The 11718-nt window shown below is 32.5% G+C and carries 7 protein-coding genes; 4 read left to right on the forward strand and 3 right to left on the reverse strand.

All coding sequences use genetic code 11. The annotated features are described in order from the left end of the window. Positions 1 to 1098 precede the first annotated feature (1098 nt). The 3 genes from F6K40_RS20900 to F6K40_RS20910 all read right to left on the reverse strand — a co-directional run bounded on the left by F6K40_RS20900 (position 1099) and on the right by F6K40_RS20910 (position 4179). Positions 1099 to 1293: a hypothetical protein gene (locus tag F6K40_RS20900; RefSeq protein WP_293139032.1), complete on the reverse strand. Its 195-nt coding sequence runs from the start codon at positions 1291 to 1293 to the stop codon at positions 1099 to 1101. 228 nt (positions 1294 to 1521) lie between these two features. Then, on the reverse strand, positions 1522 to 1971 hold the full coding sequence (locus tag F6K40_RS20905) for a cupin domain-containing protein (RefSeq protein WP_293139033.1): 450 nt from the start codon (positions 1969 to 1971) through the stop codon (positions 1522 to 1524). A gap of 870 nt (positions 1972 to 2841) precedes the next feature. Further along, positions 2842 to 4179, reverse strand: a complete 1338-nt coding sequence (locus F6K40_RS20910; protein ID WP_293139034.1) for a response regulator — start codon at positions 4177 to 4179, stop codon at positions 2842 to 2844. 1590 nt (positions 4180 to 5769) lie between these two features. On the opposite strand from F6K40_RS20910, the gene F6K40_RS20915 reads away from it, so the two are divergent. From F6K40_RS20915 to F6K40_RS20930, 4 genes are all read left to right on the forward strand, one after another. Continuing rightward, positions 5770 to 6969, forward strand: coding sequence for a glycosyltransferase (locus F6K40_RS20915; protein WP_293139035.1), 1200 nt, complete (start codon positions 5770 to 5772; stop codon positions 6967 to 6969). Between the two features lie 1380 nt (positions 6970 to 8349). After that, positions 8350 to 9423: a CobW family GTP-binding protein gene (locus F6K40_RS20920; protein WP_293139036.1), complete on the forward strand. Its 1074-nt coding sequence runs from the start codon at positions 8350 to 8352 to the stop codon at positions 9421 to 9423. A 205-nt stretch (positions 9424 to 9628) separates the two neighbouring features. Further along, complete coding sequence (dtd, locus tag F6K40_RS20925; RefSeq protein WP_293139037.1) at positions 9629 to 10090, forward strand: D-aminoacyl-tRNA deacylase; 462 nt, start codon at positions 9629 to 9631, stop codon at positions 10088 to 10090. A gap of 1043 nt (positions 10091 to 11133) precedes the next feature. Further along, on the forward strand, positions 11134 to 11457 hold the full coding sequence (locus F6K40_RS20930; protein ID WP_293139038.1) for a DUF1825 family protein: 324 nt from the start codon (positions 11134 to 11136) through the stop codon (positions 11455 to 11457). Positions 11458 to 11718 lie beyond the last annotated feature (261 nt).

Genomic DNA, 11718 nt, shown 5'->3' on the forward strand with positions numbered 1-11718 from the left:
CTAATTAAGTAGATATAGTCGAAAAATTTGATTTTCATCTTGACAGATAAGAAAAGCCAAAATCGGAATTTTTCAGTAATTGTTTAATTCTTCCTGTTTCGGTCTTCCCACGTCGGTTTTCCTTTTTTCTCAAGCTAGCTAATTAAGTAGATATAGTCGAAAAATTTGATTTTCATCTTGGCAGATAAGAAAAGCCAAAAATCGGAATTTTTCAGTAATTGTTTAATTCCTCCCACTGCGGTCTTCCCACTTCTGTCTTCCTTTTTTTCAAGCTAACTAATTAAGTAGATATAGTCGAAAAATTTGATTTTCATCTTGACAGTCATAAAAGCCAAAAATCGGAATTTTTCAGTAATTGTTTAATTCCTCCCACTGCGGTCTTCCCACTTCTGTCTTCCTTTTTTTCAAGCTAACTAATTAAGTAGATATAGTCGAAAAATTTGATTTTCATCTTGACAGTCATAAAAGCCAACATCGGAAGTTTTTCCTCATTGTTTAATTCTTGCCACTTCAGTCTTTCCACGTCGGTTTTCCTTTTTTCTCAAGCTAACTAATTAAGTAGATATAGTAGAAAAATTTGATTTTCATCTTGGCAGTCAGAAAAGCCAACATCGGAAGTTTTTCCTCATTGTTTAATTCCTCCCACTGCGGTCTTCCCGCGTCGGTTTTCCTTTTTTCTCAAGCTAACTAATTAAGTAGATATAGTAGAAAAATTTGATTTTCATCTTGGCAGTCAGAAAAGCCAACATCGGAAGTTTTTCCTCATTGTTTAATTCCTCCCACTGCGGTCTTCCCGCGTCGGTTTTCCTTTTTTCTCAAGCTAACTAATTAAGTGGATATAGTAGAAAAATTTGATTTTTATCTTGGCAGTCAGAAAAGCCAACATCGGAAGTTTTCAGTAATTGTTTAATTCCTCCCACTGCGGTCTTCCCACGTCGGTTTTTCTTTTTTCTCAAGCTAACTAATTAAGTAGATATAGTAGAAAAATTTGATTTTTATCTTGGCAGTCAGAAAAGCCAACATCGGAATTTTTCAGTAATTGTTTAATTCCTCCCACTGCGGTCTTTCCACTTCTGTATTCCTTTTTTCTCAATCTAGCTAATTAAATAGATATAGTAGAAAAATTTGATTTTTATCTTGGCAGATAAGAAAAGCAAAAATCGAAATTTTCAGTAATTGTTTAATTCCTCCCACTTCGGAAGTTTTCCCTAATTGTTTAATTCCTCCCACTGCTGTCTTTTCAGGTCGGTCTTCCTTTTTTTTCAAGCTAACTAATAAAGTAGATATAGTCAAAAAATTTGATTTTCATCTTGGCAGTCGGAGAACTCTAAATCGGAATTTTTCAGTAATTGTTTAATTCCTCCCACTGCGGTCTTTCCACTTCTGTCTTCCTTTTTTTTCAAGCTAACTAATAAAGTAGATATAGTCGAAAAACTTGATTTTCATCTTGGCAGTCAGAGAACCCAAGATTGAGTTTTTCAGTAGCTGTTTAATTCTGCCTTCTTCCCCCTTCCTTCTTCTTCAATATTTGCCAAAATGTGAGGTAGTCAAAACTTGCATATCTTCTTCATCTAAATCTACTGGTGTTCCACTCCGAATTAGTTCTGCAAAATCTTCATTTGGCACCATAATACATAAGGCATAAAGACGAGTTGAACCAGTATTTTCTATAATATGATTACCTGTTGGAGGCATAAGAATACTATCACCAGCACAAATATTAATAGATTTTCCATCACACATTGCGACGCCTTCTCCTTTGAGAATAAAAAACATTTCTACAGCGAAATGATGTTGATGTAAAGGTGTTTTTCCTCCTACATCAAAAACTTCTAAACATACAGTTAAAGAAGCATTGGCATTGGCAGGGCTGAAAATAATTGCTAATCTATTATTATCATTCGGACTAATCCTATATGCTTGGTAGTCTCGGGCAGACTTTACCACTGGAATCATGCAATGAGTAATCATTTTCTTATAGGTAATAGTGTTAATTTATTTAGGTAATTATTAAACATCTAGTTCAACAATTAATAATGAATAATTAATAATTAATAATTACCTCTCCTTGAAACCGATAGGATTGACTAATCATGAAAATTTTTATTTATTATCCCCTATCCAAGGGGAGACTTTAAACCAAAATTTTTCGGTAATTATTAGACCTCTCCAGAAAAGAGGTAGTAGGGAGTAGGGGCGATTCGCGAATTACCCGTACTGGAGTAGGGGAAAATAATTAATTTGATTTTTTATTATTGGAGATATCTATTTTTTATTGTCGTTATATTTTGCAGGTTTTAACTATTAGCTTTGGGTAGAACAGTAAACTTTTTTGATTTACTATGGCACTACAAAGCAAGCGGATTTGATATAACCTCAGAATGTAAGATGCACTTAAGACAATCAAAAGTAAAATTTCATAGCAATTTCATTAATTGATACTAGAGTATTCACTTTCAGGGCAAGTGGCCACTCACTGCTACAACTATATTGATGTATCATTCTTTTTTTTTATTTAGTATTACATCAATTTCCAGTAATTATTTCACTGGTATAGATATCAAACTATTTGTGAAATATTTATGGTCTTACTTATTAAATTCATTTATCAAATTCCAAATAATATAGAAAAATTATTCAGTTATTATTATCCTCGATCAGATATCTTTAATTAGAAAATTTCAGAATATTTTAATTTTCCTTTTAAAATTTTTGTATAGTAGATTTAGAGAAGAAAAATTAGCAAAGGAACACCTCAATTCTCACATCTGATTCCTGATTGCTATAGATACTAAAAATAATTATGAAGTTATATAAAATTGTTATAATTGTTTTTTTTCTTTAAATTGGCAACTTAATGACAAACTCCGTTCCTTGTTTAGGAAGAGAATTACATTTTAATTTTCCTCTATGCTTATCTACTACAATTAAGTAATTCATAGACAAACCTAGACTATTTTTTTTATTAGTAGGTTTGATACCTTCAAAAGCTTGAGAAAGTTTATCTTTTAGATGTGCTAAAATTCCTAGTCCATTATCAGCTATGATAATTTCTACTTCATAGGATTCAATAACTAAAGTAGTAATGTTAATACGATTAGGATTTTGCAAAATTTCCTGATAAGTTCGATTTTTTTTATAATTAAATTCTTCCAAAGAGTTAATGGCATTTACTAACAAATTCATCAATACTTGATTTAAGGCATGGGGATAACAATTAATCTTAGGTAAATCTCCATAGTTTTTGACAATTTTAATCTCTGGACGTTGATTATTAGCTTTCAATCTATGCTGTAAAATTTTTAGGTTATTCTCTATAGCATCATTAATATCAAAAGGAATTTTAGACATACTATCCGCCCTAGCAAAACTCCGCAATGATACACTGGTTTCCCTAATCCGATCGCTAGCTGATTTGATAGAAGATAACATTTTAGGTAGTTCTTCAATCATAAAATCTATATCCATTTTTTCTGCAGCTTTTTCAATTATTGAACCATGGTTAGGAAATTCCTTTTGATATAGTTTGATATGATTAATAATTCCTTGGAGATATGTTTCAGCTAAAGCAATATTTCCCACCACTATACTAACCGGATTATTAAGTTCATGGGCAATACCAGTAATCAATTCACCAATACTAGACATTTGCTCACTTTTAATTAGTTGAATTTGAATCTCTTGTAGAGCTGCTAAATATTGAGAAAGTTTCCTAGTTCTTTCCTTTACCTTTTCTTCTAATTCAACCTTAGCTTTTTGCAATTCAATTTCTGCTTTAGTCCGTTCTTTAATCTCCTCTTGTAAACGTATATGTATACTAATTCTTGCTAAAAGTTCTTCTTCCTTAAAAGGTTTAATAATATAGTCTACTGCTCCCAATTTTAGACCTCTGATTTTATTCTGAGATTCAGAAATAGAAGTGATAAAAATAACTGGAATATTTTTAGTTTTTTCTGAAGACTGCAAACGGCGACAAATTTCAAAACCATTAATTCCGGGCATTAGTACATCTAATAAAATTAAATCTGGCAATTCATTTTTCAGCTTTTCAAGTGCCATTTCTCCATCCTCTGCTACGATGACATTAAAGCCAGATATTTTTAATAAATTCGACATGAATTGAAGATTCAGTTCTTGATCATCCACAATCATAATTGTGTATTCTTTTTTCTGATTCATGGAAACTCCTCTACAGTTCTTCATTAGCTAAAATTGATAACTTTTTCCAATAATCCTAAATAACCTATCGCAAATGTATCTATATAGTTTCACTGAATTGAGAATTTAGAATTGAGAATTGAGAATTCAGAATGGCAGATTTTAGCGGCTAAAAACTTTGACACTTCCCTACAGTTTCAGGCAATTATTTGACATTTAAACTTTGAAACTATTTGTGACATCCTGAAAGTGAATTGGTATAGATTTATTAGGAATATAACCAACCTAAATTAACAGTAAGTTCGAGATAACTTATTACAAAGTTAACCAATAAACTACACTATTTAAGTCTAGCAGTCGCACCCAGAAAAAAATGATAAATGATTATTTAAACCCCGCCCTTAATACCTATCCCTTATAAGGAACTCCTGAAAACCTTATGGGGAAGATGGGAAGGATGGGGAGAATGGTCCGTAAGAATCTTCAAAAAAACGTCTAATTCAATACACTTTTCTGATGAAAAAGCCTCTCAAACGACTTACACATAACTTCTCACTAATGCCCAAGTTTTATGTTAAGAAAGATATTGATAAAGCATAGCTTTCATACCAAGACTGAATTGAGAATTGAGAATTCAGAATGGCAGATTTTAGCGGCTAAAAACTTTGACACTTCCCTACAGTTTCAGGCAATTATTTGATATTTAAACTTTGAAACTATTTGTGACATCCTGAAAGTGAATTGGTATAGATTTATTAGGAATATAACCAACCTAAATTAACAGTAAGTTCGAGATAACTTATTAGAAAGTTAACCAATAAACTACACTATTTAAGTCTAGCAGTCGCACCCAGAAAAAAATGATAAATGATTATTTAAACCCCGCCATTAATACCATTTCTAAAAAACTTCTCTACATTTTCATAAGTAGGGGAGTAGAGGAATGGGGGAGAAGTAAACATAAGAATAATTAATACTAACTCGCTAATAATTATCGAAAAAGTCATTCCGAAATGTGTTAATTACTTAATAATTGAAGTTCCACCCAAGTATAGCAATACTTTTGGTAATTGGTATAAGAGCTATCCCCGATTGGGAAATATTAAAACCTTTGTCTGATGGGGAGATAGAGAGATAAAGAAGTGAGGGGAGAAAAGCCTCTAATTAAATACGTTTACCGAAATAATTAATAATTAAATAATTCAGGTTTAAAGCCTTCCCAATAAAGGGGAAAAAAATAAATATTTTCCTTTTAGCCAATCCTCTCCCTAAAAGGGAGAGGTAATTATCCATTATCCATTAATGAACCTCCCAGAATATCCATTGAATCCTAAATACATAACTTCTTTCTTTTGTCAAGTTTTATGTTAATAAAGATATTGATAAAGCATCCCCTTAAGAGCGAGGTCTTATTTATTTATGTTAACATTTTTATTTCAAGCTATTTATTTAAACCTAGCCTTTCAAGGTAAAATTTAAAACAATATCCATAAAATTACTAATAGTGTAATAACGATTTGATTTCCCCTTTATTGAGAGAGGAAACTATATAGAAAAAATCACATCTTAACTTACTATTTATACACCCAAATATTTAGGACTAATACCCCATTGCATATAATCATTGAAGGTTGGCGTTTTTTACCCCACTCTTACGCGATCGCCAATCAATTCCAACTATTAGAAATGCTCAAGCGTCCCCAACTGCAAATTTACCATCAGGATATGCCTTATATTAGTAAAAATTGGCAATCCGTCACAGATTTATTTCCCCAAGATGCAGAAACAGCATTACGCAACATCCCGAACCCATCCCCACAACAATCAGCAGATGCCACATTACGGATGTATGCTCCGTTTAATCTTAATTCTTCAACAGCTAACCGAACGGCAATTTTTGCTTGTACTGAGTGGGGTATTGTCACTAAATCTATTATTCAAGGAATGGGTATAAATTCCTTTGCAGAAGCTCATGCTCGATCAGATACAATTATTATTACTCCCTCCCACTGGTCAAAAGAGGGTTTTATTCGCAGTGGCGCTGAGGAAAGTCGGGTCGCGGTTGTGCCTCTGGGTGTTAACCCAAATATTTATCATCCTTTACCAATAGATGAGAGAAATACTCTGCGCCAAAAATTAGGTATTGATAATTGTTTTGTGTTTCTCAACGTGGGGTTGATGTGCAACAGTAGTCAAGGAGTGGGGCGTTTACTCAAAGCATTTGCTACTATTGTTGAGCGTTATCCAGATACTAAACTCATCCTTAAAGGTAGGGATGCTATTTTTCCTTCTAAAGATTCTATTGTCAAAGCTGGCAAAATTGCACTTACTGATGCAGAGATGGAAAAAATACAGTCTAGAATTATTTATTTTGGTCAAACTCTTTCGTTTCTGGAGCTTGCCCAACTTTATCAAGTTGCCGATGCTTATGTATCTCCTTATTTAGCAGAAGGATTTAATTTGCCAGTATTGGAAGCAGCGGCCTGCGGTTTACCAGTAATATGTACAAGAGGTGGCCCCACAGATGATTTTACTAATCCTGACTTTGCTTTAGCAATTGATAGTCAACTCCAGACTAACCATACCAAAGATGGAGAAACCCTCCAGTTTGTCCTACCAGAACAAGAGCATTTAATTGAGTTAATGCAAACAATAATTGAAAAAACTTTATTCAGGGAAAAGGCCCGTAAAGCAGGCCCTCAATGGGTAGTCCAAGATTTTACTTGGAAGCAGGTGGTCGATCAATTATTGGATTTACTTGGACCATCTTTGCAGCTCAGTAGGCCAATCTTTGAGCCAATAATTCTTTAGACTTCTTGCAGAAGTCAGGCAATAGGGAATAGGGGTTCATTAATGAATAATGAATAATTAATAATTACTTCTCCCCTTTAGGGCGTGTCATCAATTAAATCTGAAAGTATTATGTGGCAAGAGTTTTGATTTTCTGTCCTTAAAAGACTCCTGACTCTAAAAACCTTGACTGACAAAGCTTGTAACTTCTAATTGATGATAGCTCCTAGAATAGATTGTTTTATAGCAAAAAATGATAATAAAAGTAGGGGTGATTTCCTAGGTCATACTCCGCAAACGGGAATCGCCCCTACGACTATTGACTACTAGAAACAGTCCAAATATTTGTAGCAAAAATCCATAAAATCGGTATAAGTTCTAATTGTAATATTAAGTATAAAAAACTTTGCTACTTCTGATTGGTTCAAAAAGTATGGAAAGTGGGAGGAAATATTAAGTGTGAAAATAATCTACACTGACTGACTAAGAAACTGTTTGTAAAATAAGTCTTAAGAGAGTTGTTGAGTGACTAAAATCTAAAAGTAAAAGGTACTTCAAAAGATTGAAATTTGGTAGATTGATTAGGTGGAAAGGTATATATGTTCCCTTTATTTTAACTCTTCAATACTTGTCTTGATTTCTTCAGACCCCCATACCTATTCCCTATTCCCTATTCCCTATTCCCAGTTAAGTCTTCCCAGTTAAGTCTTCCCAGTTAAGTCTTCCCTATCTCCTAATTATAATATTTCCTGATACATTCAGTCTCTAATAGAGCAAATTCAGTGATTAATATTAATGTGGTATGACTGACATGGTGAATATTTTTGTTTTTTCCCTATCCTCCGACCTATCTTTCCCACTGCCTAAAACCATAAATATATCTGAGTAGTAAAGATACAAACAATTTTACTTACCTACTGATTAATTTAGTTTTTTCTTCATTTGGAAGTATTGAAGTTACTACTATAATAATTCTACTGGCCTAGCTAGAAATTCATTAATTGATAATGGATAATGGATAATTGATAATGGATAGTTGATAATTAATCTCTAGAATTTTAAAAGCCTTCTTTGTAAGGATAAAAAGCGGTCGTTTCGGCTAAGATCCGACATGAAAAGCGGAGCTTCCCGAAGGGTGGGATGGCGAGGAAACACGAAGAATGTAGAGCCGCGAAGGCTTTTCATGTCGCGCAGCGTTAACGTTTGCGGTAGCATTCCGTAGGAAAGTTTTGGGTTAGTTAAACGCCATATCCAATCGACCAAGAAAAAAAATAAGACTTCCCTGCTTGATTCAATCCTCTCAGTTTTAACTAGAGGTAATTATTAATTATTAATTATTAATTATTAATTATCATTAATACCAATCAACAATCCAGATTAACCTAATTTTAAAGTAAGACTATGCAATCAACAACTACTCAGTTAGATACCTCAAATATAGATATGCCAAAACATGGTTTACCAGTAACAATAATTACGGGTTTTCTGGGGAGTGGAAAAACTACTTTACTTAACCATATATTGCAAAATCAACAGGGTGTGAAAACTGCTGTTTTGGTAAATGAATTTGGAGAAATTGGCATTGATAATGAGTTAATTGTTTCTACTGATGCAGATGACACAATGGTGGAACTTAGTAATGGTTGTGTTTGCTGTACTATTAATGATGATTTGGTAAATGCAGTTTATCAAGTTTTAGAAAGACCAGAAAAACTTGATTATATGGTAGTAGAAACTACTGGTTTAGCTGACCCATTGCCAGTAGCTTTAACTTTTTTAGGAACTGAGTTACGAGATATGACTCGCCTAGATTCAATTATTACTTTGGTAGATGCTGCTAACTATAGTCTCGATTTATTTAATAGTCAAGCAGCATATAGTCAAATTGTCTATGGTGATATTATTTTGTTGAATAAAACTGACTTGGTAAATGAAGCTGATTTAGATTTATTGGAAGTGAAAATTAAGGATGTTAAAAAAGATGCTAGGATTATTAGATCTAGGCAATCGCAAGTAGCTTTACCGTTAATTATGAGTGTGGGTTTATTTGAATCGGATAAGTATTTTGAAGAAATAGAAGCTCATAAACATGACCATGAACATGAACATGACCATGAACATGACCATGAACATCATCACCATCACGACCATAATCATGACCATCATCACCATCATTCTGACCACTTAGAAAATGATGGATTTACTTCTGTTTCTTTTCAAAGCGATCAGCCTCTTTCTCTTAAGAAATTCCAAGATTTTTTGGATAATAAATTACCTGCAAATGTCTTCCGAGCTAAGGGTATTTTATGGTTTCAAGAAAGCTCTTTAAGACATATATTTCATTTAAGTGGTAAGCGGTTTAGTATTAATGACGATGAGTGGAAAGGTAATCAGAAAAATCAATTGGTTTTGATTGGTCAGAATTTAGACCATGAAAAGTTGCGATCGCAATTAGAAGAATGTGTTAGTAATTAATAATTAATAATTAATAATTAATTGCTAAAAAATATAGCACTCAGCACTCAGCTTTCAAATATTTGAAAGCTGGGTGCTGAACCCTAAAAGCTGATATAGGAGTCGAAGCAAAGATTAGGAAATTTCTAAATCCTAGAACCCTTTGACAGTTTACTATTTCCTATTCCCTATTCCCTATTCCCTATTCCCTAGCGCTATAACTGAAATGCGAGTTATTATCCAAAGAGTTAATTTTTCTCAGGTAAAAGTAAATGGAGAAATTGTCGGTAAAATTGGCAAAGGATTAAATTTGCTTGTCGGTATTGCCAAAAATGATACAGAAGCAGAAATAGATTGGATGGTGCGTAAATGTTTAGATATGCGTTTATTTCCCGATCCAGATAGTGATAATAACCGTTGGGAAAAATCTGTCAAAGATATAGATGGTGAATTGTTAATAGTTAGTCAATTTACTCTCTATGGAGACTGTCGTAAAGGTCGTCGCCCATCTTTTGATAATTCTGCATCTCCTGATGTTGCTAAACAACTTTATCAGCTATTTGTAGAGCAATTCAAGTTGAGTGGTTTAAAGGTAGAAACTGGTATTTTTGGAGCAATGATGCAAGTTGAAATTGAGAATGATGGTCCTGTAACTTTGTTGTTAGAAAGAGAAGCGACTGTTAAATAATTAATAATTATTAATTATTATAAATACAGGGCTATTTCATTCTAAACTGTGATTTTATGTATTGACGAAGCCACGTTATTTCAAGTGTGAATAAACCTATATTTCCCTGTCTTAAAATCAATAAATTCATTGCTAAAATATAGAATGAAATGACACTGTTATAAATAAGAGGATTGGCTTAAAAATAATTTTTTTCTTCTCTTGGTCGAATTGAGTTTTTTGCTAGGTAGTAAATTGAGCAGAGATATGAAAATATATTAATAGTTTTTCTAGTTTTGCAGACGATTTTAATAGAAGTATCTATAGCAATCTGCTCATTGGTTGTGACAATTTTTATAATAGTTAATTTCAACTGAAAACCTTGAAAATTATGATTCCTGAATCCTGAATTATGACTTCTAACTGCTACCAAAATATGACAACTTAAATATAGCAATCCTATTTGAGTTCTGTACAAGATTTTAATCGCTTTTAGGTAACAGGGAACACTTAACTGGGAAAAGGTAAGAGTTTCAGTTTTTTTATTTACTTTTTAATTTGTCACAACCTATTTAGAATTGCTATAGGATTGCTATATGTATAAATTTGCTATAAATTTAACTATAGGAACCTGCTTGGAAAGCCTGATCAGATTAAAAAAATAAAAAAAGTATCTGGCTGATATGTAAGGTACTAATAGGTATATAATTTCGGGTTTGACGAACTAAGATATGGGTATTTCCACACTATTCTTAAGCAAGAGTTAGGGAAAAATTAATGTTATACTTAAAGTAAGTAATGGTACTACCTAATTACTACCTCAGATTGATATTATAACTGTCAAATGTGGTATAAACTGGAAGCCTTTCATTAATGGATAATGGATAATGGATAATTACCTCTCCCTAAAAGGGAGAGGATTGACCAAGAAGGAAAAAATTTATTTTTTTCCCCTTTTAAGGGGAGGCTTTTAACCTGAATAATTAATAATTAATAATTAATAATTATTAATTATTCGGTAAAAATTTAGTTAATATAATTTTAGATTGTAAAAAAGGAAAGCTATGGGGTTCTTTGATTCAGAAGTAGTTCAACAAGAAGCTAAAAAATTATTTGAGGATTATCAATCCTTAATTAACCTAGGAAGTGCTTATGGTAAGTTCGACCGAGAAGGTAAAAAGATGTATATTGAGCAAATGGAAGCTATGATGGATCGATACCGGATTTTTATGAAACGATTTGAATTATCAGAAGATTTCATGGCTCAAATGACTATGGAACAACTCAAAACTCAGTTAAATCAATTCGGTATTACTCCTCAACAAATGTTCGATCAAATGAATATAACTTTAGAAAGAATGAAATCAGAATTGGAAAAGCAGTCCTGATTTAATCAAGATAAATAACCGCTTATTAATCGCAATTTAATATGCTTGGCAAACCAGACAAAGAAGTTGGGGAGAAAACTGCTTAGTTTCTCGATAGAATATTGAGTAAAGAAGCAGTTTTCTTCTAGTTATACTATTTATTTAGGGTTTGCTAAAAAATTACTAACTGTAAGGATAGGGAATAGTTAAATAATTAATAATTAATTATTAATAATTAATTATTAGGATTTGCTGAAAAAGTCTTAGGAGTCAGGATGTTGG

Source organism: Okeania sp. SIO3I5 (assembly GCF_010672085.1).
Classification (GTDB): domain Bacteria; phylum Cyanobacteriota; class Cyanobacteriia; order Cyanobacteriales; family Microcoleaceae; genus Trichodesmium.

What these genes read in the sequence shown, in the direction of transcription:
- F6K40_RS20905 (WP_293139033.1), bottom strand. Translation starts at nt 1,971, where the DNA reads ATGATTACTCATTGCATGATTCCAGTGGTAAAGTCTGCCCGAGACTAC.
- F6K40_RS20910 (WP_293139034.1), bottom strand. Translation starts at nt 4,179, where the DNA reads ATGAATCAGAAAAAAGAATACACAATTATGATTGTGGATGATCAAGAA.
- F6K40_RS20920 (WP_293139036.1), top strand. Translation starts at nt 8,350, where the DNA reads ATGCAATCAACAACTACTCAGTTAGATACCTCAAATATAGATATGCCA.
- dtd (WP_293139037.1), top strand. Translation starts at nt 9,629, where the DNA reads ATGCGAGTTATTATCCAAAGAGTTAATTTTTCTCAGGTAAAAGTAAAT.
- F6K40_RS20930 (WP_293139038.1), top strand. Translation starts at nt 11,134, where the DNA reads ATGGGGTTCTTTGATTCAGAAGTAGTTCAACAAGAAGCTAAAAAATTA.